Annotated in this window: 22 protein-coding genes and 1 pseudogene; 7 read left to right on the top strand and 16 right to left on the bottom strand. The window is 66.9% G+C overall.

Features of this window, described 5'->3' with window-relative positions; genetic code table 11:
• Positions 1–112: 112 nt before the first annotated feature.
• Positions 113–742, top strand: coding sequence for a hypothetical protein (locus tag J2T57_RS08545; RefSeq protein ID WP_253476710.1), 630 nt, complete (start codon positions 113–115; stop codon positions 740–742).
• A gap of 3 nt (positions 743–745) precedes the next feature.
• Positions 746–1,294, top strand: a complete 549-nt coding sequence (locus J2T57_RS08540) for a GNAT family N-acetyltransferase (RefSeq protein ID WP_253476709.1) — start codon at positions 746–748, stop codon at positions 1,292–1,294.
• 152 nt (positions 1,295–1,446) lie between these two features.
• Here J2T57_RS08540 and J2T57_RS08535 read toward each other — a convergent pair whose 3' ends face one another.
• The 3 genes from J2T57_RS08535 to J2T57_RS08525 are packed head-to-tail and all read right to left on the bottom strand — an operon-like array spanning position 1,447 to position 5,330.
• Positions 1,447–3,351 carry a hypothetical protein gene (locus J2T57_RS08535; RefSeq protein ID WP_253476708.1) on the bottom strand — a complete coding sequence of 635 codons (1,905 nt, stop codon included), beginning with the start codon at positions 3,349–3,351 and terminating at the stop codon, positions 1,447–1,449.
• 31 nt (positions 3,352–3,382) lie between these two features.
• The gene (locus J2T57_RS08530) at positions 3,383–4,102 is read right to left on the bottom strand and encodes a metallophosphoesterase family protein (protein ID WP_253476707.1); all 720 of its coding nucleotides are present in this window, start codon (positions 4,100–4,102) and stop codon (positions 3,383–3,385) included.
• Between the two features lie 19 nt (positions 4,103–4,121).
• Complete coding sequence (locus J2T57_RS08525) at positions 4,122–5,330, bottom strand: PcfJ domain-containing protein (RefSeq protein ID WP_253476706.1); 1,209 nt, start codon at positions 5,328–5,330, stop codon at positions 4,122–4,124.
• Positions 5,331–5,507: 177 nt separating this feature from the next.
• Between J2T57_RS08525 and J2T57_RS08520 the strand changes: the two genes are divergently transcribed.
• On the top strand, positions 5,508–6,326 hold the full coding sequence (locus J2T57_RS08520) for a hypothetical protein (RefSeq protein ID WP_253476705.1): 819 nt from the start codon (positions 5,508–5,510) through the stop codon (positions 6,324–6,326).
• Positions 6,327–6,358: 32 nt separating this feature from the next.
• Here J2T57_RS08520 and J2T57_RS08515 read toward each other — a convergent pair whose 3' ends face one another.
• Together J2T57_RS08515 and J2T57_RS08510 are read right to left on the bottom strand one after the other, a co-directional pair.
• Positions 6,359–6,787: a single-stranded DNA-binding protein gene (locus J2T57_RS08515; protein ID WP_253476703.1), complete on the bottom strand. Its 429-nt coding sequence runs from the start codon at positions 6,785–6,787 to the stop codon at positions 6,359–6,361.
• 156 nt (positions 6,788–6,943) lie between these two features.
• On the bottom strand, positions 6,944–7,591 hold the full coding sequence (locus J2T57_RS08510) for a hypothetical protein (protein ID WP_253476701.1): 648 nt from the start codon (positions 7,589–7,591) through the stop codon (positions 6,944–6,946).
• Positions 7,592–7,902: 311 nt separating this feature from the next.
• Between J2T57_RS08510 and J2T57_RS08505 the strand changes: the two genes are divergently transcribed.
• The 3 genes and pseudogenes from J2T57_RS08505 to J2T57_RS08495 form a co-directional block, all read left to right on the top strand.
• Positions 7,903–8,550: a lytic transglycosylase domain-containing protein gene (locus tag J2T57_RS08505; protein WP_253476699.1), complete on the top strand. Its 648-nt coding sequence runs from the start codon at positions 7,903–7,905 to the stop codon at positions 8,548–8,550.
• A gap of 1,096 nt (positions 8,551–9,646) precedes the next feature.
• Positions 9,647–9,907 (top strand): AbrB/MazE/SpoVT family DNA-binding domain-containing protein, encoded by a 261-nt coding sequence (locus tag J2T57_RS08500; RefSeq protein WP_253476697.1) that lies wholly within the window; start codon positions 9,647–9,649, stop codon positions 9,905–9,907.
• 83 nt (positions 9,908–9,990) lie between these two features.
• Positions 9,991–10,269: pseudogene (locus J2T57_RS08495) on the top strand (type II toxin-antitoxin system PemK/MazF family toxin); the annotation flags it as partial.
• A 194-nt stretch (positions 10,270–10,463) separates the two neighbouring features.
• Here J2T57_RS08495 and J2T57_RS08490 read toward each other — a convergent pair.
• The 3 genes from J2T57_RS08490 to J2T57_RS08480 all read right to left on the bottom strand — a co-directional run bounded on the left by J2T57_RS08490 (position 10,464) and on the right by J2T57_RS08480 (position 12,668).
• Complete coding sequence (locus J2T57_RS08490) at positions 10,464–11,180, bottom strand: TSCPD domain-containing protein (protein WP_253476696.1); 717 nt, start codon at positions 11,178–11,180, stop codon at positions 10,464–10,466.
• A gap of 154 nt (positions 11,181–11,334) precedes the next feature.
• The gene (locus tag J2T57_RS08485; protein ID WP_253476694.1) at positions 11,335–12,513 is read right to left on the bottom strand and encodes a hypothetical protein; all 1,179 of its coding nucleotides are present in this window, start codon (positions 12,511–12,513) and stop codon (positions 11,335–11,337) included.
• Entirely contained in the window at positions 12,510–12,668 is a 159-nt protein-coding gene (locus tag J2T57_RS08480; protein WP_253476692.1) for a hypothetical protein, read from the bottom strand. The genes J2T57_RS08485 and J2T57_RS08480 overlap by 4 nt, the downstream gene beginning before the upstream one ends.
• 130 nt (positions 12,669–12,798) lie before the next feature.
• On the opposite strand from J2T57_RS08480, the gene J2T57_RS08475 reads away from it, so the two are divergent.
• Entirely contained in the window at positions 12,799–14,103 is a 1,305-nt protein-coding gene (locus J2T57_RS08475) for an HDOD domain-containing protein (protein ID WP_253476690.1), read from the top strand.
• A gap of 10 nt (positions 14,104–14,113) precedes the next feature.
• On the opposite strand, the gene J2T57_RS08470 is transcribed toward J2T57_RS08475, so the two are convergent.
• From J2T57_RS08470 to J2T57_RS08435, 8 genes are all read right to left on the bottom strand, one after another.
• Positions 14,114–15,136, bottom strand: coding sequence for an ArdC family protein (locus J2T57_RS08470; protein WP_253476688.1), 1,023 nt, complete (start codon positions 15,134–15,136; stop codon positions 14,114–14,116).
• Entirely contained in the window at positions 15,136–15,309 is a 174-nt protein-coding gene (locus J2T57_RS08465; protein ID WP_253476685.1) for a hypothetical protein, read from the bottom strand. The genes J2T57_RS08470 and J2T57_RS08465 overlap by 1 nt, the downstream gene beginning before the upstream one ends.
• Before the next feature lie 55 nt (positions 15,310–15,364).
• Positions 15,365–17,068 carry a hypothetical protein gene (locus J2T57_RS08460; protein WP_253476683.1) on the bottom strand — a complete coding sequence of 568 codons (1,704 nt, stop codon included), beginning with the start codon at positions 17,066–17,068 and terminating at the stop codon, positions 15,365–15,367.
• Between the two features lie 107 nt (positions 17,069–17,175).
• On the bottom strand, positions 17,176–20,448 hold the full coding sequence (locus tag J2T57_RS08455; RefSeq protein ID WP_253476681.1) for a ribonucleotide reductase barrel domain-containing protein: 3,273 nt from the start codon (positions 20,446–20,448) through the stop codon (positions 17,176–17,178).
• Between the two features lie 182 nt (positions 20,449–20,630).
• Entirely contained in the window at positions 20,631–21,122 is a 492-nt protein-coding gene (locus tag J2T57_RS08450; protein ID WP_253476679.1) for a hypothetical protein, read from the bottom strand.
• A gap of 95 nt (positions 21,123–21,217) precedes the next feature.
• Complete coding sequence (locus J2T57_RS08445; RefSeq protein WP_253476677.1) at positions 21,218–21,664, bottom strand: hypothetical protein; 447 nt, start codon at positions 21,662–21,664, stop codon at positions 21,218–21,220.
• A 50-nt stretch (positions 21,665–21,714) separates the two neighbouring features.
• Positions 21,715–22,143 carry a hypothetical protein gene (locus J2T57_RS08440; protein ID WP_253476675.1) on the bottom strand — a complete coding sequence of 143 codons (429 nt, stop codon included), beginning with the start codon at positions 22,141–22,143 and terminating at the stop codon, positions 21,715–21,717.
• Between the two features lie 66 nt (positions 22,144–22,209).
• Positions 22,210–22,566, bottom strand: a complete 357-nt coding sequence (locus tag J2T57_RS08435) for a hypothetical protein (RefSeq protein WP_253476674.1) — start codon at positions 22,564–22,566, stop codon at positions 22,210–22,212.
• Positions 22,567–22,622: the final 56 nt, after the last annotated feature.

Raw genomic sequence — 22,622 nt, 5'->3', positions numbered from 1 at the left:
GATTGTAATTTATATACACAACCCTGACAATGGCGCTGCCAGTTCGGCGTTGCTATTTATTGATCGTGATATAATTAGAACCAGGATCTGTCGGCCGCAAAGGAGATTGGTGATGGCAGATGGCATCGATGTCCGTGAACTCCCGGAGCACGCACTGATCCGCATCAGCGGCCAGGTGGACTGCGCGCCGGGCAACCGCTCTGCTGTGCGCGAGGCGCTTGCGTCGCTTGCCGCCATCTACCCGCCGGAGGCGATCGGGACAGCGGTCTCGGTGCGCATGCTCGATCACACCAGCGGCTCGGCCGCGGTGGTGAGTGCGCGGGGCTTTGTGCCGGGGTCGGGGTCCGATCGCGCGGCGATCGATGCAAGCCTCGCGCGCTTCTCGCAGCGCCTTTCGGCGAGCCTCGACGCGCTCTGCGTCGGGGTCCTTGAGCAGCGGGTGAGCTTCTTTGACGGGGAGGCCGAGGACGAGCACGCCTACCACGCCGTCGGCCGCAACGCCTATGCCGCCACCCGGCGGGTGGTGGAGTCGCATGTCGAGGACGCCTGTGCCTCGCTTGATGCCGCTCTTGGCAGCATCGACCCGGCGATTGCCGCGACCCGTGCCGGGCGCGAGCATCTCGGCGGTGTGCGCGGCACGCTCGAGGAGGCGCAGCAGCATGCCCGGGTCGCCGTCGAGCGCCTGCGTGACTTTGAGCGCACGCTGAAGGGCGGCGACGTTGACGGGCCGAGCGGCCCCTAAACCATGGAAGCTCTCGAAAGCCCCCGATTGCCGCTCGGGCGCCTGGTGCGCCTGGATGGCGCGGATGCGCCAGATGTCGCCGCCCACTATCGCAGGCTTGACGCCGCCGCGCGCTACTGTCGCTTTGCCGGCGTGGTGCCGGACGCCCTGCTCGAGCGCCTGGCGGCAGAGGCCACCCACCCGGCGCACCGCTGCTTCGGGGTTGTGATCGACGGGGTGCTGCGCGGTGTCGCCGAGTGCCGCCTGGGGAGCCCGGTGGCGGGTGCGCCCGCGGAGGTTGCGCTTAGTATCGAGTCGGCCTGGCAGGGCCAGGGGCTTGGTGGCGTGCTGCTCGGCGCACTCATCCCCGAAGCGCGGGTGGCGGGTGCGCGCTCGGTCCACCTCTCGGCGCTGGCGGCCAATGCGGCAATGCTTCGGCTTGCCCGCCGCTACGGCATGACGCTCACCCGTGATGGCGAGATCGAGGCCGTGCTGTCTCTCTCGCCGCCTGAGGCTGTCGCCGTGCCGGTGCGCGCCCCAGCGGCCAAGAGCATGCCCGCCCCCGCCGCCTGAGTGCTGGTCGGATCCGCCTGCCAGGCGCACCCCCGCCGGCGTCACGCAATCCCATCGCATGCACGCCATGCGTCCAAGCATTGGCAGCTGTCAACGATCCGTTGACAGCTGCCACCCAGAGTCCGCCCGGAGCCCGGGCGCCTGGCCCGCGCTCAGGCGCCGGCGGCCGAGGCGGCCTCGGGAGGTGCCTCGCGGCGGGAGCGCCCAGAGAGGGCCAGGAGCCGCTCCGTCGCCGCGCGGGCCGCCAGGGGCTCGCCATCGGGACCCTCTGCGTGGAGCAGGCAGGCGATCGGGCGCCCGGCGGCCGCCTCCCGGGCAAAGGCCTCGGGGGTGCAGTAGAGCGTGATCCGCCCGTCGCGGCCGAGCCTGCCGTGTGCCCCTGAGGGCCCGGCTGACGCCGGCGCAAAGTGCAGTCCTGGCGCGTCGAAGGCCGGATCAACGTGCCGCTCGAGGCAGAGCAGCCCGTCGAGCGCCTGTGTGCCCGGTAGCCCCTGCGCCAGGTCGCTGCCGCCGAGCGCCTCCGCGAGCACGGCCTGCGGGACGCTTTCGCCGGTGAGGGCCGCGTCGATCACGGCGTTTCGGTGCCAGTCCACCAGGCTCTTTGGTAGCGCGTCCGTGCAACCGCTCTCGGGGATATCGGCGTGGGCGGCCGGGATCGCGCGGGAGGCGATCGCCTGCAACCCCCGGGGGGTGAGGCCGATTGCGCGGTGGCCGAAATTCCCCCACCGCGGCGACTGGCAGAAATCATTGATGGCAACCGCCTGGCAGCCACCGGCCGCGGCGGCAGCGAAGTCCCCGGCCCGCAGGTGATCGGGGTCGCTGAGGTCGCCCTCCAGCGAGGTGCCAAGATCGCGCACCGACAGGCGCTCGACGCCGGCGAGGAGAATGAGCCGTGCGCAAGGACGGGAGCCTGCGCCGCGCACCCTGACACCGCCATCGGGCAGCGCCTCGAGGGCGAGGCGGTAGCGGCGCCGATCACCGATCGCCTCGCCGGTGTAGCCAAGCGTCTCTTCGAGGTGCCGGGCGAGGTCTGCGTGGCTTGGGGCCGGCACGCTCTCGCCATCGCGAAACCACTGCCAGCTCTCGACGCGAGCGCCCGGGCCACGGCGAAGCACCTGGAGCGCGTAGCCCAGGGATGCGGCGATCGCCACCTCGTGCTCGCTCTCCACCTGCACCTTGCGCGGAAAACGCTCGGAGAGATCGAGCTCGAGGGCGACGCCCAGCCCGCCGTTCTCGGGAATGTAGGTGCTCGCAATGAGCGGATTGTCGGTGATCCAGAAGAGTCCGTCGCCCCCGCCACGAAGTCCCCCGGGGGTGAAGGCGGCGGTGGTGCCGTGGTAGTGCAGCGCGCGGACGACTGCGTCGAGTGGCGCGCGCCAGGGCTCGGCCAGAAGACGCTCGGGGGTGAGTGCGGGTGGCGCGTCCGCGGGCACCACGCTTGCCACGGGTGCGCCCTCGATGCGGCGGCGAAACTGGCCGAGGCGCGTGTTGTGGATCACCCCGCGCGGTGCGCTAAGCGCAAGCGGGTCGAGACGCTCCTGCCACCAGGCCCCGTCAAGCCAGAGGACCTCCTCGCTGTAGCGCACGCAGATCAGATCCTCCACCAGGACAAGGTCAACGGCCATGCCCTCCCGGGCACAAAGCCTGTCTGTGGCGACAAGCGCCCGGATCCTGCGGCACGCGCCGTCGACCTCGAGCGCCTCGGCCTGCGCCTCGCCCGGGTCGAGAAAGCGCAGCGTCATCGTGTCGTCGAGCTCGCTGTCGTAGTAGCGCACTTCATGGACGTTCTGCCAGCGCGCATAGCCCGCGCGCACGGCGAAATCGGCAATGCGCGCACGGTCTGTGTCATCGAGGCGGTGGATGTCGAGCAGGCGGATTGGCGCCCCGTCGATGCGCCAGGTCTCGCCGCCAGCGCCGGCGATCTCCCGCCAGGCGTCGGGGTGACGGCAGACCGAGAGTCCCGACCCCTCATGGGAGTGGGCGCGCTTTTGCGCACGATCGAAATCGCCGACATGGAAGACGTGCCGGAAGGTCCGGACGGGGGGTGCGCTCGGCATGGATGACTCCTTTCATTTACCCGATATTATATCACGGGCGTGCCGGCTCCCGCGTCCGGGAGGTGCGCCCCGGCACGATGAAGCCTGCGCGCGGGCAGGCGACACCGGCGAGCCCGACGCCGAGCACCTCGATGCCCCCTGGCAGGCGCGCGGTGTAGTCCTCGTGCTGGTGGCCATGGACGATCAGCGAGGCGCCCATCGTGCGGGCGAGCTCGTCGATCACACCAAAGCCGTGCCGGTGGCTGCTCGGTGCCTCGTGGCAGACCAGCACATCGGTGCGCAGGCCGGCGAGGGCCTCGATGTCCTCCGGGAAGATCGCAAGCCGCCGGCCAAGCGGCAGTCCGCCGCGCCAGATGTTACCCTTGCCGCAGCGCTCAAGGAACGCAGCACGAGTGGCAAAGCGCGCCTCGCGGGCGGGCTTCTGCCCCCACCAGATCCGGCCCTGGAAGTGTCCGCCGAGCCCTGCATGGCGCACCCCGGCGATGTCGACGACCCGGCCGTGGAGGTCGTGCCCGGCGAGTGCTGACGCGTAGAGCGCGTCGAACTGCGTGACCGAGCCGGAGTCGTGGTTGCCGGCAATCCACCAGATCTCGCTCGCCGAGCGCGCGGCCGCAACCGCCTCATGGAGCGGGCGGTCGAGCTCGAAGTCACCAAGTAGCACCATGGCGTCGGGTGATCGCCGGATGGCCGCCTGGTTGATCTGCTCGAAGACCCCGTGGGGGTCGCCGCAATAGAGAATCTCTGCTGTCATCCGCCCTGCCCTGTCTGCCCTACGCCGCTGTCGCCTGCCGCTCGCCGGCCAGCGCCAATCGTATCATCGCAGGCTCGGCGCCGCGCATCATCGCCATCAGCGTGTCGCGGCCGAGGTGGTCGCGCAGCGACTCATAGCTTCGCACGGGCATGTCCGCTGGCACGCTGATCGGCGCGCTGGCAGCGAGCACCCGGCGGTGGCGGCCATGAAGGCGCTCGATCAGCGCCTCGGCGACGCGGCCGTGCAGGGCAGGCGCTGGCGTGTTGTTCGGACCGCGGTGCTCGTGGATGCGCGCTAGCGGCTCGCCAGGCGCCGAGCACAGGCGAAGCGCCAGGGTGGAGCGGCGGGTGTCGGTGGCAAGCGAGAAGAGGCGGTAGTGCTCGGTGAAGCAGCGCGGCGCGTAGCTCCCCGCGCAGTGGCGTAGCGCGATCGCCTCATCGACCAAGGCGCCCGGTGTAGTGAGCTCGGTGACGCGCACGCCAAGGATCTCGCGAAGCCGTGCCGGCTGGATGCCCGGCCAGCCCGCCGCGCGGGCCTCGGGGCAGCGCTGTGACCAGGCGGTGATGGCGCCGGAGAGGGCGTGGTCCATCAGCCGATCCCACTGCTCGCTCCGGTGGACGATGCGCCCCAGCCCGCCTGCGAGGCGAAGCGGTGGTGCCTGCGGCAGCGCCTCCTCGGCATAGGCCGCCCAGAACGCCAGGTAGTCATAGCTCGCCTGTCCGGCGAGCACCGCGGCGCTTCGCCCAAAGCGCCGCGCAAGCGCTGCCGCCATCGCCTCGAAGGGCGCATCGATCAGCCCCTCGAGGCGAAAGTCGCAGGCGCTGGTGCCAGCGGCGATCATCCCGGCAAGCGCCCGGGCCTGCTGCCAGCCTTCGGCTGTCTGCGGCCAGAACTCAAGCGGTGTGGCCGAAAGCAGCGCCAGCGTGGGCTCGGCATGGTCCAGCGCCCGCGTGGCGCCCTCGCCGATGCGGTGGAGTGCCCGCACCACCCGGGGGGTGAGTGCCGTGTGGGCGCAGAGCGCTTTCAGGGGTGAGGCGCCAGCATCGACCAGGCGCCTGATCGCCTGGTCGCAGTCACGCTCAGCGCGCCAGATCCGTGGCCAGTCGATCAGCGGCAGCTGGCTCTGCGCCTCAAGTCGTGCGCGTGCCACACTGACATGGTCGGCACGCTCGCGTCGCGGGAGTAGGCCCGGCGCGAGAGGCTCCGCAGCAATCGGCGTTTTCATCATTCGGCGATTATAGATTTAATTTCCATTTAATACAAACGGGGATGGCGCCTGCTGGTGGCCGCAGGACCAGGTCCCGGGCCAATGCCGCCCGGGCGGCAAGTCACCCCCAAATGGGGGTGGTGGGCGCGTTTGGATGCCGCCTAGACTATGAGCCGGTCTGCCAGGGGAGTGCCGATCATGGATCACAAACGCCGCCAGGTCCTTGCGCTGATTGCAACCGTGGTCGCCGCAACCAGCACCTCTTGTCTCCACGCCGCCTGGCCCGGGGGCGCGAGGCCCGGCTCTTCCCCTGACTCCGGCGGTGGTGGGCGTCGCTCCGGCGGGCGCGGCGGCCTTGCCGGACAGGCCTTCTGCGGCTTCTCCGGGGCCAATTCGCAGGCAGATCTCCGTGCGCAGCTCCAGCTCCTGGACTCCACCGGCGACTGGCGTCTCGATCAGGGCATGAGTGTGGAGTATCAGGCGCTTAACAGCGCCTTCGGTCGCCGGCCCTGGTTCTCCATGTTCAATGATGCGGGCAGCCCCAACGCGCTCGCCTCCGCGGCACCGATCTTCGGCGGGGATGGCACCGTGCTCTTCGGCCGTGAACTGATGGCCTCGGAGTTCAGGCACCTTGGCAACGCGGCGCTCACCGCGATTGCCGGCATCATGGCGCACGAGTGGGCGCACATTGTCCAGTTCTCCACCGAGAGGCAGCGCTTTCGAAACGGCGCACGCATGGAACTCCACGCCGATTTTCTGGCCGGCTGGTACATGGGAATGAAGTACAACGTCAGTCAACATCTCACCGGCTATGGCGGTGATATCTCGCCGCTTGCCAACACACTCTTCCGGCTCGGCGGGACGAGCTTCCATGTCGAGCACTCCCATGGGCGCTCCGATCAGCGGGTGGACGCGATGCTCGGCGGCTTCATGGACTCGACCCAGGCGCGCAACGGTAGCGTCCGTCGCGCCTACAGCAACGGGCTTCGCACCGCCGATCAGCTGCTGCGGTCCTAGCGGCGGGCCGCGGTGGCGCGGGGCGCACCCGATCAGATATCCGGCTCGTCCTCGTCATCCGGCGGCAGGTCATCCGCGGCGAGCGCGGTGCGCTCGCTTTCCATCGGCTTTGCCACCAGGACGTTGATGTCCCGCGGCTGGCAGACGATGGTGACCTCCAGGCGCTCGAGTTCCTTGACGGTGCGCTTTCGCTTGCGGATCTCGCCGCGGGCAGCGATCTTCGCCCCCTTGCCGAGCTGATCGGAGTCAATCAGTGCGGCGAAGCGGCCGGCCTTCGCGAAGCTCACCACGTCGTGGTATTCGGTGTGATAGCGCGCCTCGCCCTTCTCGCCCTGTCCGGCGTAGGAGTTGGTGGCAACGCGCAGACTCAGCACTTCCCGCCCCTTGCCGACGTCGCGCAGGACGGCGTCTCGGGTGAGGTGTGCGATCAGGCGAACGTCCTGTTCGGTGTGGCGACTCATGCCAGTGTCCCCCGGCTTGTTTTTCTTTATATTCTACAGAAATTAGGAAAGCCGGACAATCGGCGCTTTCGTGGAATGAAAAGGGCGGCGCCGGTCGCAGGCCTCCGGGGAGGGGGTCTGCGGTGGCGCCGCCGGAAAAGCGGTGATGGGTATCTGCTAGTTGAGCGTGCTGCCCGACAGGCGCTGGAAGCTTGCCGGATGGCTCGCCGGGTAGCGGCTGTCGATCATGGTGTAGAGCGCCTGGGCGTCGGCAAGCCACTCGGAGAGCCAGGCTTGCGCGGCGTCGGTGTTGGCGATCATCTCGCCGCTATTGATCAGCGCGCGCTCGATCAGCTCACAGCAGCTCTTCAGCATCGCCTGGAGCTGCCAGAGGGCGCGGCCAGCATCCTGGGCGCGCATGGTCGCGGCGTTGACGTCAATCAGAAGCCCTGAGGCCGCCAGGCGCTCGATCACCTCGCCGAGCGAGCGGGGCAGCGTCTGCCAGCTCTGCCCGGGCGGGTTGATCGTGGTGTCGGTGACAAGGCGCATCATCTCCGCCTCGGCGAGCCAGGAGTGGAGGTCGAACGTACTGCTGCCTGGCATGCGCACACAGCTCGCAATGCCGCTGCCGGCCCGCTCGAAGAGATCGCGTGCGGCGTCAAGCAGCAGCATCCCCTTTTGCAGCGCGCAGCCAAGCGCCATGGCGGGTACGATATCCTTGGCCGAGCCTGCACGAATGCCTGCGCGGCGAAGCTCGAGCATCAGCCCATCGGTGGTGGGGGCGCTGCCGGTCCAGTTGCTGGTCATCGTCTGTCTGCCCTTCATCAGTCTGCTCGCGTTGTTTTGGCAGCGCCCTTGTGAAGGTCCATCTGCCCACCCTTTTCCCGGTCGTCAATCGGTGGTCGGTTGTCTTGTTGGCACCCGGCTGTTCCTGTAGTCTTCCCGGTCTGCCCTTCCCGACTCTCCCGTTTTTCGTCCGTGCCTCATCAATCAGTGGGGCCATGCTATCCCCGGGGCGTCATCCGGACAATTGGTAGATGTCCTAGTGCCTGGCGGCCTTTTTGTCTTTTTCTGGCTTGACAAGTTCATGCTTTATTATATAATCAATAAAATAAATCGAACACGGGAGTCTCCTGATGCTGCCTGCCCTGTTGCTTGCCATGGGCCTTGGCTGTAGCGATGCCGCCGTCGAGGCGCCGTTGCCCGGCCTCGATGAGAGTGACACCGCCTGTAGCGAGTCCGCGCCTGCGCGCCTCTCGCGCGGCCTGGGTGTGTTGAGGCAGACGGGTGAGGCGGTGGTCTTCGCGCTTGACCAGGCGGTCTTTGCCGCGCGCCTTGACGCGGCCTACGGGATTGGCAGCGAGCGTGCCAGTGCGTTCTCGCTTTGGATCATGGCGGCCGCGCGCAGCGAGGGGGCGCCACCCGAGCTCCTGGCCGCGGTGGTTGGCACGGAGTCGTCCTTTCGCACCGAGGCGGTCTCCGTGGTGGGGGCGATTGGCCCGGCGCAGATTCGCCCGCAGTTCTGGGCAGAGTACTGTGGTGTTGACCTGGCCGACCCGGCCGAGAACATCCTCTGCGGGGCGCGGATTCTGATCCACTACGCCGAGCGCTACTGCGAGGGGGATTGGCGCTGCGCGCTCGCCCACTACAACGTGGGCCCCGGCAACCTGCGCCGCGGTGGCGCCTGGCTCGGTGCGGCGGAGCGCTACACGGTGAAGGTGAGTGAGCACCTGGTGCGCATCGAGGCGGCCGAGATCCTGGAGACCGTCGCCCAGGGTGACTAGGCTGGTCCCTGCCCGACCATGGATGAGTGTTGCGACCAACAAAAAGGCCGAGCCTCCCAGGCCCGGCCTTTTTGCGTGTCTGCACGCAGGTGCCACGACAGAAGGGGCTGTATGTTGAGGCGGTGTGTCGACCGCCAGTCCCTAATGACATATATAGTATATTAAATACAGCATCCCGCGTCAAGTCTTTCCTGGTCGGGCACCCGGTGTGCGCCTGGCGTGGCCGGGCGGGCACAGCGCTCGCCCCGGCCTGGCCCCGCTTACTGAATCGACCCCCCGCCCCGTCCGGGTGAGGTGATTCGATTGACGCCATCCCGCGTGGCGTCCATGCCGCAGTTGATGCAGTCTCTAACCGTGTTCCCCAGCTCGTTGATCCTGCCAGAGCGGTTCGGGTTTCTCACGACATCTCTTGCGCCCTGATTCACCCGATCAGAAATCCTGTCAGGAGCATTACTCCATGTGCACCCGGTCTGGTTCGCCGGACACCTGGCAAACGCCGTGGAGGACGCCCCCAGTGAGGAGAGGAATAGTACAAGTGACGCTGCGATGATGATCTGCATTGCCTGTTTCATGTGGCCGCCCTCGTGTTTCAGCTTTAGTGGAGTTTCCAGTATTGCTTGCCCCCGTCAGACCTGATACCCCAAAATAGGGGGTATTTAGCGCCCTCGGCGCCTTTTAAGGCCGCCTCCAGAGGGCCGCGGGCGAAGAGAATCATCGCGGATGAAATGTAGGCCCGGGGAAACTGCGCCGCGGCGGGGCCTGGCGGTGAAAGTCAGCGGGCACCTCGCGAGGATCGAGACATTCGAGGTGATTCGATTAACGCCATCGCGCGTGGCGTCCATGCCGCAGTTGATTCAGCCCCCAGCTGTGCTGCCCAACTACCCTGCCCTGCGAGAGCGGTTCGTTTAGTCACGACATCTCCTGCGCCCTGATTCGCCCGCCCGCCAGCCCAGTGAGGGCCATTGTGCCTGGTGCCGCGCGCTGCTTCGCCGGACACCAGGAAGCCGTCATTCATGTAGATACAGATGTTTACACATACGCCTACCCCAACTACTGTAGACTCATCACGAGATGCACACATCAACGCGAGGCTGCCATGAAAAGCGAAATAAAACGCTGGGGGAATAGCGCTGCCGTGCGGCTGTCAAGCAAGATTCTCGCGCAAGCCAAGCTCGATGTATACAGCCCGATCAGCATTGACGTCAAGGCCGGAAAGATTGTCATCGAAGCAGCCGAGAGGGCTCCGCGGAAGGTGAATCTTCCATTCTCTGAAGCCGATCTGCTGGAAGGCCTTGGTGCTCGTGGCGCTCACGCGGATGATCTGGCCGAGCCCTCTGCGTCTGAAATGGGGGTTTGATGACGCAGTACATTCCGGATCGCAACGACATTGTCTGGCTGTATTTTGAGTCCACCAGAGGCAAATAGACCGGTAAATACAGGCCAGCGCTCGTCCTGTCTTCCAGGCAGTACAACAAGCAAACGGGGCTCCTGATCTGCTGCCCGATTAGCCCCAGCATTCACGGTACCGCCACAGCGGTTCCCGTGAATAGCCTCGACAAACCTTCTGTGGCGGCATCGAGCCTGATCCAGACGCTGTCCTGGAAGGAGCGCAAAGCCGAATTTGTGACCAATGCAGAGAACGGTGTGATGGAGCAGGTGTCGGTTCGCATTCTTCCCCTGGTTGGTGCGGACGACGTGATCGATCAATTTATTGCGTAAGTGGGCATTCGGAGTGGTCGCCATGACGGGCCGGGCGGAGCTGGCGCAGCGACTCCCTGGCCCGCGTCATGGGAGTCGCTGCGAGCCTGCTCCTGGCGGCCCCGGTGATGCACAGTGGCTCGCAACGGAACAGAAAAGGCTCCCGACGTTGCCGTTGAGAGCCAAAAAAATCACTATAAATCAATAAGTTGTCACTAAGAGCACTTGGCTTGGCCGCATGAAAGGCAGGTGGCGCAACCATCCAGGATCACCACCGCCTTGGTGTTACAGCTGCGGCACATGGTCGCAGTTTCCGGGTAGCCGTTGTCATCGTCCGGTGCCTCGGCGGCGGGGGACTGGGCTTCCTTCGCGCCGGTGGAGGCCTCATACTGGGCGCGCTTCTCGGCGATCAGCGCCTGCTGGTGCGCATCAAGACCCGCCGGCTCGATGACGCCGCTGTGGATCAGGTGCTGCTCGATCACATCCCCAATCTCTGCGATCAGCGAGGGCATGAACCGACCGCCCTTCTTGAAGTAGCCACCGCGGGGGTCAAACACACCCTTCAGCTCGTCGACCAGGAAGGCGACATCACCGCCCTTGCGGAACACCGCCGAGATCAGCAGCGTCATGCCCACCACCCACTGGTAGTGGTCCATGTTCTTCGAGTTGATGAAGATCTCGAACGGCCGGCGGGTCTCGTGCTCGGTGCCCTCGTTCAGGATCACGTCGTTGATGGTGACATACATCGCGTGCTCATCGAGCGGCGTCTTGATCTTGTAGGTCTCGCCGACCAGGCGCTCGGGGCGCTTCACCGACTCGTTCATCATCTGCGGCGCGCTCGCCTCGACCACGGCCTGTGCGGCCTGCTCGGCCTCGCTCTGCGGTTTCTCAACGGCGTAGCCGACGATCTTGCTCTTGACCTGGATTGCCATGGGCTCTGGATCCTTGCTGTTCGTGGAAGGCGGTTGCGGGTCGACACCCACACCATTTAATTATACATAAATTAAATAAAATTGCAATCGGAAACTGGCCGCAGACCACCACCGGTTGTGCCCTGGTGGGGTCTGCGGCACTAGCACGGGGTACTCAGTCGCGCTGGCGCAGGAGCTCCTCTAGCGTGTACTCGCGGCGCTCGGCGATCGCAATCGAGAGCCCCCGGCTATTCAGGTAGCGCGCCTCGAGATGGGCTGTCAGCCGGAAGGCCGAGCGCTCCTCCGGGGTGCTGACAGAGAGTGTCCGCTCGCGCTCGCCGATGGCGAGATCCGCCTCACTGATCAGCCGCACCCGCGAGCGCTGCGGGAGCATGCCGGAGAGCGCGTCAAAGCGCCGCGTACTCTCGCCGAGGGTGAGGCCAACCGACTGCACCTCGATCATCCAGGGCGTGTCGTTGACCACGCGCACGCCCTCCCCGGCACGATAGCGAAGTCGCACATCACCGGCCCCGGCGTTGATGGTGCCCGGTAGCTGGTAGTGGTAGGTGAGGCCCGCGACGCGAATCCGGGGTGCGACCACGATCTCGCCGCCACGCTCGCTCAGCGCATCACCACAGTCGACACGGTAGTCAACCCGCGCCCCGTCATCGAGACTGACCCGGGGCGTGTTGCAGACGACCTCGGTGATGTCGCTTGCAAGCGCCCGGTCGCGAAGCTCGCTTGCGCGCAGGGTGAATGCGTGGGCGAGCGCATAGGGCGAGGCCGCCTCGAGCGCAAGCGCCCAGGCGGGCAGGCCCGCGTCGCTGTAATCGCCGCCGGCATGGTAGATCGCTGCGAGTTCCGGCACCACGAGCGCGGTGACGGCATGGATGTAGCGCGCGACATCCCCCGCCTCGCGAAAGCCACTCAGATTCTCGACCTGCGGTGTGACCCGTGCGGCACGGGCGCGCGCCACCAGGCGCCGCTCGCCATCGGCAAGCGCCCGCTCTGCCTGCCCATGCGCGGTCACCACGATCCCAAGCGCCTCGGTGAGCTCGCGATCATCGAGTGCCGCGATTGCCGCGGCGGCGCGAGCTGTGTCCACCGCGCCCATGGCCTTGGCGCTTCCGAGCTCAAGCCAGGCGCCGCTGTCAGCCTCCGGGGCGCCCAGGCGAAAGCGCTCGAAGCTCGCCTCGCCCGCCTCCTCGCCAAGCCGCGCCCAGATGGCAAGCGGCAGGCCGTCAATCGCCGAGACGCCGGCCTCGGGCGTGGGTGCCGGCGTGGCGCAGCCGCCCAGGGCCAGTGCAGCGGCCACCAGGACAATGGCGCCTCGCCTGCGCGCCCCGGCACTCATCGAGTCACCCGGGTGACCCGGGTGACCCGGGGCGCGCGCTCGGTGCGCCCCCCGCCGTTCAGCGCAGCGCCATGGCGGCGCATGATGCGGATGCCCTGGTAGACGGTCAGCAGGAAGAGCACCGCGGGAATCAGGTTCAGCAGGACGACAGTCATCGGTTGGCCCTCATTGATTGGCCTGCAATTATAATTAGTTACTTATAAAATATCAACACTGTCCAGTCTTGACTTTTTATTAGTATTATAATATACTTGGGCTAACCATCGCACTCCGGGAGTCGCCCCCATGTCGGGTTCCGAACCTGTGTCCGCGCCAGCGCGCTCCGCTGTCATTGTCGCCCATGCCGACCGCGGCGAGGCCGGGCTGATGGGGGAGCGCATCGCCGCTGCCCTGCCGGGGGCGGTCATTCATTATGCGCATTCCGCCGGAGAAGTCGTGCGCCAGCTGCGTAGCACGCTCGCCTCGGCTGTCTTCAGCGCCTGGCCGCTTGCCGATACCGATCTCGCCGGCGTGGTGCGCGTTGTCAATGTTGCCATGGGGGCTGCCGCCCCACCGGTCACGGTGGTGACCGAGCGCTGTGATGCGCGCAGTGTCGCGCTTGCCCGGCGCGCCGGTGTGCGCGGCTACCTGCTTGCGCCGCTACGCCCGGAGGGTGTGCGCGGCTGGGCCGAGCGGCTTGCCCCGGAGCTTCTGCGCGCGGGCGTCCATGGTGAGCTTGTGCTCGACCAGGCGCCGTCGGTGGCCGCCCGCGAGGCGCTTCAGGATCGGCTGATCAATGAGTGGCGCAGTGGCGCCATTGACATCCCCGCGCCGCCGGCCGTCTACCAGTCGATCCGCTCCGCGATCGAGGGCGAGGAGAGCGGTGTTGCGGTGATCGCGGCGATGATCGAGCGCGAACCCGGGCTTGCCGGGCGGCTACTCGGTGTCGCCAACTCAAGCTACTACCGCGGCGTGAAGGAGCTTCGCAGCGTCGAGCGGGCGCTGACCCGCCTTGGCCTTCGCCATGTCGCCGACATCGTGCTCGCCATTGACCAGAAGAGCGCCTTCATGGTGCAAAACCGCGCGATCGCCGCGCGCATCCAGAACCACTGGGAGGCGTCGGTCGCGACCGCGCTCGCCGCGCGTCTGCTCGCCCGGCACCTGCGCGAGGGCGACCCCGATGCGCTCTACACCGCGGGACTCCTCCAGGGCGTGGGTGCGCTCGCCGTGCTCCGCGCCATTGACCGGCAGATCGGCGCCGATGAGACGCCGGAGATGGCCGAGATCGATGCGCTGGTCGCGCAGCTCGCGCCGGAGTTTCGCGCCGCACTGCTGCGCCACTGGAGGTTCTCGGAGGGCTTTCGCGCCATTGCCTGCCCGGAGGCGGCGGACGCCGGCGGGCTCTACGCCGAGCAGCGGTCTCTCATCGCCCTCGCCCTCGCCGTCGCGAGCGCCTGCAAGCGCGGCGCCCAGGACGGCCGCGAGAGCGAGCTGGCAGCACTGGCCGGGGGCGTGCATGCAAGGCGCCTTGGTGTTGATGCCGAGGCGCTCTCGCGGCTCACCGAGGAGAGCGCCCGCGGACTCCAGGAACTGCGCCAGGTAATCGGCTAGCGCCGTTCGCCTAGAACGACGGCCCCTCCGCCTCCCTGGCGCTCCGCGCGACCGGGACCGGGGTGCGCGCCACGGCCTCGGTGCGAACCACCTCCGCCGGGCCTTCGTAGGCGACCGATTGCTCCGCCTCGAGTGCGCGCTTTGGCGAGACGATGTAGTCGCTGATCGCCTGGGCGTCGCGGGAGGCGCGGAAGATCTCGTGCGGGTCATCCCGCAGCATCTCGATCCACGAAGCGATGTAGGCGTGGTGGTTGCCCGGGTCGTGGGCGAGCCCGAGCTCTGCGGCCATCATCATCGAGGCGAGCTCCGCACGCAGCTCCTCGCGGGCGTAGGGGATCGAGCGGAAGGGGTGGAGGATGTCGCGGTTCAGCCTGCTCTCATGCCCCGTCCAGTGCCCGAGCTCGTGGAAGAGCGTTGCATAGTAGGTCTCACGGCTTGCAAATGCGCCCGGCGGCGGCATGTGGATCCGATCAGTGAGCGGTGCGTAGAAGGCGCGGTCGCCCTGGTCATGGTCGATGGCCGCGCCGGAGGCCTTGATCAGCCAATCGGCATGGGCGTCGCGCTGCCAGCCGGGCACGACGCTGCCAGGCGGCGTGTACGCGGGCAGGTTGTCGATCTGCGAGGCGTGGAAGACCACGGCGGTGAAGACCCGCGGGCGCTCCAGTCGCACGCGGATGCGGCCACCCTCAGCACCCTCCTCAGCGCGCTCCTCGTGGGTCTTCCAGAACTGGATCACCGTGCCCTTCTCGCCGCGACGCACCTGCGCGCCGACGCTCTCCGCCTGCTTGTAGGTGCACCAGCGCGGGTCGCCCTCGGCGGGGCGCATCATGCCAAGCCACACCTGGTTCATGCCCCGGTAGGGCTTGCCGGTGATCGCGTTGACCGGCAGGCCTGGTGCCGCACCTGCCTTCCAGGGCTTGACCCAGGGGGCGGTGCCCGCCTCAAGTGCTTCGATCACGCGCTCGGCAACCCGCTCATGGTAGGGCTGCTTTGGCGGCCCGCTCCTGCGCGAGCCGCTACGCCGTGTGGCCATCAGCGCACCTCCTCGGCGTCCTCGTCATAGGCGATGGCCGCGTCGAGGGCATCGGCCTCGCTCATCGCGTCATCCTCCATCGCCCCCATGCGCTCGGCATCCTCGCGGCTTGCTTCAAGCAACAGCCCACTGGCATCAAGCGCGCGCAGGCGCGGTGCGGTCACGTTCGGCATGATCAAGCCCTCCGGTTAATTTGTTTCCAGTTAATTATAGCATGCCAACCAGGCCCTACGGCCCGGACGGCTCGATGGTATCCGCGCCATCGTGTGTCCCACCCGAGAGACTCAGGTTCTCGAAAGCGATCACCGGGATGATCGGGAGATCCCCCTGGAGCACCTCGATCGCGACCTGATCGCCGACCCGGGTGAGAAGCGCAGCTGGCTCGCCCTCGGCCTGGGCGGTGAAATACCGGCCTGGCACCGCATCGATGGTGAGATAGAGCAGCCCACGGCCGTCGATCTGCTCGAGCGCTGCGCGCTCCACGGTGCCGGTGAAGCGGATCCGCTCGGCACGGGCGTCCAGGGCAAGCGCCCCACGGCCGGCATCGAGCGATGCCGTGTAGCGGCGAAGCGCCGTGCGCAGGCTGCCACCGGTCCCTACCCGAGTGCGATCATCGTAGGCCACCATGCCCACCCCCTGGGGATTGCCGGCGCTGTCCTTCAGTGCGGCGATGAAGGTCGGCACGCCATGGACCACATAGGGGATCGGGTCGGTGGCGCTGTAGCGCATCTCCTGCACCTGGCCCTCGATCACCGCCGCGGCGGCGCTCTCGGTGACGCCGGCGCGACGGTAGAAGGTGGCCTCGCCGGTGCGGCTGTCGATCAGCGCGAAGCCCATCGTGCCCTCGTCGCTGCCGCCGGCCGATTGCAGCCCGGTGTACCAGGCCGCACGGCCATCGGCGGTGTAGACCAGGCGCATGCCAGGCGAGGGCGTGATCACGTCGCGCTGCGCGAAGTGCGCGTTCCAGAAGCCGTGGACAAGGCGCCCCCAGTCACCGAGGCGCTCGCGCACGAGGGCCTCGGGCTGAATGCGATCCACCCAGGCGGGGGTGTCCTCAAGGCCGTGCTCGGAGATCTCCCCGGTGGTGGCGTTGACGATCAGCGTGCCGGTGGCCATCGCGCCACTGAAGCCGACCATGTTGCGGTACCGGGTGACCACCCAGTGCGGCGTACCCGCATCATCGATCTCGAAGGTGGGGTCCATCAGCCCGACTGTCCAGTAACCGTTGTTGTACAGGTGGCGGCGGACATTGCCATTGAGGTAAAAGCCCTCGGCGCCGTAGCGAATCGGGCGGTCGAGGATGATCCTGCGATCGGAGTAGTCACTCGCCGAGACCATCACGTAGCCAGGCGTTGTCGTGTTCAGCAGATACTTGATCGGGCCGCGGTGCTCGAGCGCACCCACCCACCATAGCCGCCCGTCGACCTCCTGGATCGACATGGTGCCAACCCGCGCCTGGGAGCCAAGTCCGCGCTGGTTGCCGATCAGCTCCTGTGCCGCGCGATCGGCAAGGCCCTGGTCGACCAGGCGCGCCTGGCTCTGATCGAGGAGGACGGCGCTCGGCTCGAACTCCGCCTCCTCCACCGCGAGGAGCCCCTGGTAGGACTGGCCGTGGAAGAGCGACCAGGTGGTGGCGGGCGGGATGCCGATCACCGCCAGGCAGAGCCCGTAGGTCGCAAGGGAGCGCAGCCTGTCACCGCGCCTGCGACCACCCCCCTCATGAATTATCAGGCCCACGTTTCCGGCGATCGCCACCACCATTAGCGCCAGGAGCATGCCGGGATGCCAGAGGGCGACGGTTGGCAATGCGAGCCACCAGCCGCCGAGCACGATCGCCCCGGCCAACAAGGCGACCGGGCGGCTGCGGCCCAACAGGTAGGCGAACAGCGTCACGGCAAGCCCTGCCTGGATACTCATCAACAATGCGGTCATGGAACTCTCTCCTGGTGATAGTGCCCGGCGCCCTGCAGCGATAAGAGGCCCGGCTGATTCCGGGCCTCATGTTTTGCTGTAGAATTACCCTTCAGATTACGGAAATATCAGAACTTTCCGTAGTAGCCTTCCTTCAGCGCATCGTAGAGATTCGCCGCGGTGTGCGTCTCGCCGTCGTACTCGACCTCCTCATCCCCGCGCACCGAGACCGTGCTGCCGTCCTCGAGCGTGAAGCTGTAGCGGGTGTTCTTCAGGTCATCCTCCTTCACCAGCACGCCCTGGAAGACCTCCGGGTTGAAGCGGAAGGTGGTGCAGCCCTTCAGCCCGCTCTCATAGGCGTAGAGGTAGATGTCCTTGAAGTCCTCGAAGGGGAAGTCGGTCGGGACGTTCGCCGTCTTCGAGATGGAGCTGTCGATCCACGCCTGCGCGGCCGCCTGGATGTCGACGTGCTGTGTCGGCGTCACCTCGTCTGACGTGGTGAAGTAGGCCGGCAGGCCGTTGTCGCTGCCCCGCGGCGCGTTCGGGTCAACGGACGGGTTCACCAGCGCCTTGTAGGCGAGTGACTCGAAGCTGTAGACATCCACCTTCTCCTTCGCCTTGCGACCCTCGCGGATCACGTTGCGGAAGTAGTGGTGGGCGAACGAGGGCTCGATGCCGTTGCTCGCATTGTTGGCAAGCGACAGCGAGATCGTGCCGGTCGGGGCGATGGAGCTATGGTGGGTATAGCGCGCGCCGACCTCGGCGAGTGCCTCGACGAGCTCCGGCGCCACGCTTGCGATCTTCTGCATGTAGCGCGAGTACTTCGCGTGCAGGATGCGCCCTGGCACCTGGTCGCCGACCTTGTAGCCATCGGCGGCAAGCTCGGGACGCTTTTTCAGCATGCCCTGGGTGATGGTGAAGGTCTCGGTCATGATCGGCGCCGGACCCTTCTCCCGGGCAAGCTCGAGTGCCGCTTCCCAGCCGGCGACGGCGAGCTCGCGGGTCGCCTCCTCGGTGAAGCCGACCGAGGCCTCGGAGCCGTAGGTCATGCGCAGCATGGCGAGTGTCGAGCCAAGGCCGAGATAGCCCATGCCGTGGCGGCGCTTGCGGGTGATCTCATCGCGCTGCTCGGGCAGCGGCAGGCCGTTGATCTCCACCACGTTGTCGAGCATGCGCGAGAACACCCGCACCACCTCGCGGTAGGTCTCCCAGTCGAAGTGGGCGCGATCGGTAAAGGGCTCGCGCACGAACAGCGTCAGGTTGACCGAGCCGAGCAGGCAGCTGCCGTTCGGGGGCAACCCTTGCTCACCACAGTTGTGGGCGTAGATGCCGTTCGCATCAAAGGCGTTCGGCCCCGGCACCTGGACGTCGTAGACGTCGGCAACACCGGCGGGGCGGACTTCGATGACCCGGGCGGCGAAGCGGCTTTTGTTCGGGGCGCGGCGGTAGGCGCGGATCGCGTCATCGAGCCGCGCGGCCTTGGCGGCGTCGATAAAGCCAACGCGCTGCCCGAAGACCACCAGGTCCTCGCCGGAGATGATGAGCTCGTGCTGTGCCGCCGTCGGGTACTCGCGCGCACCACCCTTGCCGTCGGGGAGCACGGTGAGCGAGGCGACGCGACGGTCGCGGTAGATCGTCGAGGTGATGCCAAGGCGAAGCAGCATGCGCTGCACGGCCTCGAGCGTGTCCAGATCGGACTGCGAGAGGCGCACGGACACATCCTTCTGCTGGCTGCCCTGGACGCTGCCATCGGCATCGAAGAGGCCACGCAGGAAGCCCGCGTGGAAGCGCGAGGAACTGCGCTCGATGCCGGCGCTGACGGACTTGCCGTTCTCGCGGGTCATGCCGAACTCAGCGGCGATTCGGGCGAGATCCCGGGAGTGGAAGCGCGACTCGCCGCGACCGGCAACCGTCATGAAGCCGCCGTGGCTGCCATGCAGGGTGAGCGCGCGCGCCGCACACGCCTCGATGTGGGCCATGACGCCGCTCTCGACACTGCCCCCGTTGGCCACCTTCGCCGCCCCCTGCCAGACGGAGAGGATCGCACCCAGGCGCTCGTTCAGCGTGCCATCGCCCTTCAGCATGCCAAGCAGGTAGCCGGCCTCGTAGCTGCCGCGGCCGCGCCACTTGGCGTTGTCGCGGTGGTCATGCAGCACCACCTGGTCGCCGGGCTTGAGATCCTGTGCGGCCGCCCACACGCGCTCGCCATTCTCGGCCAGGCAGAGCACGCGGTGATCGGGGGTGAGGCGCAGGCGCTGCCCGGTGCTGGTGAGGAGCTCCAGTACGGCCTTCTCGCCGGTATGGAAGAAGCCCTCGGGGCCGGTTGCATAGTCGGTGCCATCCACCCGTGCGCGGAAGCCCTCGCCGATGAGATCAGCCACCTGGGCCGGGCCCTGGTCGGTGTGCACCCAGGTGTCGGCGGTGACGCAGGGGTTGCTCGCGCGGATGTTCTCGCAGAACCAGTTGTTGTTGAGCTCGTTGTAGCGGTCGATCAGCAGGAAGCCTGGCTCGGCGTAATCGTAGGTGGAGGCCATGATCATGTCCCACACGCGCCGTGCCTTCACCACCTTGTGAATACGGCAGGCCACCTCGCCATCGGCGTTGGTGATGTAGTCCTCGGTGGTCGGCCACTCGCGGTAGAGCACCTGGCTCGGATCATTGAGATCAATGCCGTCTTCCTCGACCTCGCGGGCGGTGACCGGGAAGGAGAGCGGCCAGTCGGTGTCGGCCTTCACCGCTTCCATGAAGGCGTCGGTGATCAGGAGCGAGAGGTTGAACTGGCGAAGCCGGCCGTTCTCGCGCTTGGCGCGGATGAAATCAAAGACGTCCGGGTGGCCGACATCGAAGGTGCCCATCTGCGCGCCGCGGCGGCCACCGGCGGAGGACACGGTGAAGCACATGCGATCGAAGATATCCATGAAGGAGAGCGGGCCGGAGGTGTAGGCGCCGGCACCGGAGACAAAACCGCCCTTCGGGCGCAGGGTCGAGTGCTCATAGCCGATTCCACAGCCGCTTTTCAGCGTAAGCCCCGCCTTGTGCACGGCCTGGAGGATGCCGTCCATGGAGTCGTGCAGCGTTCCGGAGACCGTGCAGTTGATGGTGCTGGTGGCCGGCTTGTAGGCCTGCGCGCCGGCGTTTGAGATAATCCGCCCGGCGGGGATCGCGCCGTTGCGCATCGCCCACAGGAAGCGCTCATACCAGTGCTCGCGCACGTCCTCGGCCTCGATATCGGCAAGTGCCCGCGCAACGCGGCGGTAGGTCTCCTCGATGGTGGCGTCCACCGCCTCGCCGGACTTGGTGGAGAGGCGATACTTCTTCTCCCAGATATCGACCGAGGCGGCCTGGAAGCCGATCTGTGTGACCTCGGTGGTGGCCTGCTCGCTGCGCTGTTCCTGTGCCATGGATGCGATCTCTCTCGTTAGCTTGTTGGTTGCTGGCCGCGCCTGTGCGGCTCGCGTGGATGCTGACGGCTGCCAGGGGCAGCCGTTGATGCTTTATTATATCAAAAATATTTTAACCGGAATACTGCCCTGCTGCCGATTTGTGGTTGCGGGGGCGCGCTCGCCCCCGCAGTCTGCGGCCCCTAGCGGCTTCTCCGCCGCCGCAGTTGCCGCTGCCGCCCCCGGGCGAGTGCACCAAGGGGCTTTCGCTCGGCACGCTCACGCAGCAGCAGCAGGGCGAGCGGCAGGGCGCCGAAGGCGACCATCGGGTAGTAGAGATCGGTCGAGTTCTGTGGGGTGATCCCCGGTGCGGAGAGCCCCATCAGTGCATAGGCCGTGCAGAGCACCAGGCTGACAAGCCCTGCCACCGCCAACAGCAGGCGCGAGCGCGAGCCGGGGTCACGCACCGCGTTCCAGATCAGCGGAATCAGGAACGGCACCGTGAAAAGCGACAGCGCGAGGACGAGCAGCGGCATCGGGATCGACGCCTGGATGCTGCCCTCGATGGCGGCCGGAGCGTGCTTGTCGGCCTCCGCCATGAGCGGGTAGGCAACATAGGTGAAGCCCGCCCCGAGGGCGGTGCCACCCAGGGCGGCGAGCTTGCGACTGACAGAACCGTGGTGCTGTGAGACCATGTGGGAGCCCTCCTGATTTAAGCCTATTTATTATATGATAAATAAATAAACTTGTCAAGCTGAAAGACGCCCGCTCCGTGTCTTTCCGGTATCCCTCAATGGCCGAGGAGGTGCTCGAGATAGGCCTGGTACTGGCGGCGGGTCATGACCGCCCAGCCGACCTGGGTGTAGTGCGGGCGGGCCGCCCGGCCCTGGTTCTCGAAGATCTCGACCAGGAAGACCTCGTGGGCGCCGACCAGGCCGAACTCGGTGCGGTTGAAGTAGGCGCGGTAGAGCTCCTCGGTGACAAGCCGCCCCTCGATCTCGATGTAGCTGGTGGCGTAGATGCGCCCGCTCCGCGGGGCGACGAGTTTCGGCTCCTCGATGCGCACCATGGTGGGCAGGTAGAACTGCTCCACCGGGCGGGCCAGGCAGGCAAGGAGCGCGCCCGGCACGGTGTCGAGGCTGAAGCTCGCGAGCGTCTCGCGGGCATGGCGAAAGTCGGGCTGCGCCTCGCCCTGCTGGAGTTGCGCGAGTGAGAGCGCGTCACCGGAGTCGATCATGCGGTGCATCGCCTCGCCGCGGGGCTTTTTCGCCCCCTCGCCCTCGCCGCTCATGAGGTCCTCCCGAGGCAGCGTGCGGCGTCCGCGGCGAGCGTGGTGGCGAAGTTCGCAAGCGCTGCCACCACGGCACTTGCCCGCGGCGCCTCAAGGAGCGCGGTATCCTGGTGGACGCAGTGAATGGTGGTCGCCTCGCGACCCTCGTGCTCGATCACGCCCTGCATGCCGAGTGCGATCACCTCGCCGTTGCCGCGCACCTGCAGGGTGATGCGCAGGCCGCTTCGCGCATCGATGATGCGCGCATGACCGGCGGCGCGGATCGCCTCGGCGACGGCGGTGTCGAGATCGCCGCGATCGACCTGCACCGGGAAGCGCCCGGAGGCGTCCACTTCAAGCGTGCTCGACAGGTCAATGGCGGCGGCCCCGGAGGTTGCCAGCAGCGTCGCGGCGAGGAGCGCCGCCTGAAGTCCTGAGCGTGTCACCGGAGTCTCCATAATTAATTGTCAGTATATAATTATGTGTGAATTCCGGTAGCGGGTCAAACGCTGTCAGCGCGGCTCACCGTCGGCGGGGTGGTGGATGCGCTGATCGATGGCCGCGGGGCGGTGCTCGGCAAGCTCACTGAACTCGACAAGTCCTGCCCAGTCACCGATGTAGTCGAGCGTGCCCATCTCGGGTTCGACCGAGTCGATGCGCAGATCCACGTACTCCCCGCGCGGCCCGCGGATCTCGCGGGCGGAGAAGAAGAGCCCGCCGCGGCGGATCTCGCAGTAGACACAGAGCGCCGGGTCGAGCTGCTGCTCGACAAGCTCCCAGAGCGCCTCCGGGCTCTCGGCCCAGAAGACACCCACGGTCGGCTTGATCTCCTGCGGCGCATCCTTCAGGCGAACCAGATAGCCTTTCATCGGCAGCCCCTCGTCGGTCCGATCAGTGCATAAATAATAGCATTTAAATTAAATAA

Origin of the sequence: Natronocella acetinitrilica, from assembly GCF_024170285.1 — a bacterium.
In the GTDB taxonomy this organism is placed as follows: Bacteria; Pseudomonadota; Gammaproteobacteria; order Nitrococcales; family Aquisalimonadaceae; genus Natronocella; species Natronocella acetinitrilica.
Note: the sequence above shows the minus strand (reverse complement) of the source record. Positions and strands in the feature narration are given on the sequence as shown.

Excerpts from the sequence above, each read along its gene's own strand:
- J2T57_RS08545 (WP_253476710.1), top strand. The coding sequence starts at position 113 with ATGGCAGATGGCATCGATGTCCGTGAACTCCCGGAGCACGCACTGATC.
- J2T57_RS08540 (WP_253476709.1), top strand. The coding sequence starts at position 746 with ATGGAAGCTCTCGAAAGCCCCCGATTGCCGCTCGGGCGCCTGGTGCGC.
- J2T57_RS08535 (WP_253476708.1), bottom strand. The coding sequence starts at position 3,351 with ATGCCGAGCGCACCCCCCGTCCGGACCTTCCGGCACGTCTTCCATGTC.
- J2T57_RS08530 (WP_253476707.1), bottom strand. The coding sequence starts at position 4,102 with ATGACAGCAGAGATTCTCTATTGCGGCGACCCCCACGGGGTCTTCGAG.
- J2T57_RS08525 (WP_253476706.1), bottom strand. The coding sequence starts at position 5,330 with ATGATGAAAACGCCGATTGCTGCGGAGCCTCTCGCGCCGGGCCTACTC.
- J2T57_RS08520 (WP_253476705.1), top strand. The coding sequence starts at position 5,508 with ATGGATCACAAACGCCGCCAGGTCCTTGCGCTGATTGCAACCGTGGTC.
- J2T57_RS08515 (WP_253476703.1), bottom strand. The coding sequence starts at position 6,787 with ATGAGTCGCCACACCGAACAGGACGTTCGCCTGATCGCACACCTCACC.
- J2T57_RS08510 (WP_253476701.1), bottom strand. The coding sequence starts at position 7,591 with ATGAAGGGCAGACAGACGATGACCAGCAACTGGACCGGCAGCGCCCCC.
- J2T57_RS08505 (WP_253476699.1), top strand. The coding sequence starts at position 7,903 with ATGCTGCCTGCCCTGTTGCTTGCCATGGGCCTTGGCTGTAGCGATGCC.
- J2T57_RS08500 (WP_253476697.1), top strand. The coding sequence starts at position 9,647 with ATGAAAAGCGAAATAAAACGCTGGGGGAATAGCGCTGCCGTGCGGCTG.
- J2T57_RS08490 (WP_253476696.1), bottom strand. The coding sequence starts at position 11,180 with ATGGCAATCCAGGTCAAGAGCAAGATCGTCGGCTACGCCGTTGAGAAA.
- J2T57_RS08485 (WP_253476694.1), bottom strand. The coding sequence starts at position 12,513 with ATGAGTGCCGGGGCGCGCAGGCGAGGCGCCATTGTCCTGGTGGCCGCT.
- J2T57_RS08480 (WP_253476692.1), bottom strand. The coding sequence starts at position 12,668 with ATGACTGTCGTCCTGCTGAACCTGATTCCCGCGGTGCTCTTCCTGCTG.
- J2T57_RS08475 (WP_253476690.1), top strand. The coding sequence starts at position 12,799 with ATGTCGGGTTCCGAACCTGTGTCCGCGCCAGCGCGCTCCGCTGTCATT.
- J2T57_RS08470 (WP_253476688.1), bottom strand. The coding sequence starts at position 15,136 with ATGGCCACACGGCGTAGCGGCTCGCGCAGGAGCGGGCCGCCAAAGCAG.
- J2T57_RS08465 (WP_253476685.1), bottom strand. The coding sequence starts at position 15,309 with ATGCCGAACGTGACCGCACCGCGCCTGCGCGCGCTTGATGCCAGTGGG.
- J2T57_RS08460 (WP_253476683.1), bottom strand. The coding sequence starts at position 17,068 with ATGACCGCATTGTTGATGAGTATCCAGGCAGGGCTTGCCGTGACGCTG.
- J2T57_RS08455 (WP_253476681.1), bottom strand. The coding sequence starts at position 20,448 with ATGGCACAGGAACAGCGCAGCGAGCAGGCCACCACCGAGGTCACACAG.
- J2T57_RS08450 (WP_253476679.1), bottom strand. The coding sequence starts at position 21,122 with ATGGTCTCACAGCACCACGGTTCTGTCAGTCGCAAGCTCGCCGCCCTG.
- J2T57_RS08445 (WP_253476677.1), bottom strand. The coding sequence starts at position 21,664 with ATGATCGACTCCGGTGACGCGCTCTCACTCGCGCAACTCCAGCAGGGC.
- J2T57_RS08435 (WP_253476674.1), bottom strand. The coding sequence starts at position 22,566 with ATGAAAGGCTATCTGGTTCGCCTGAAGGATGCGCCGCAGGAGATCAAG.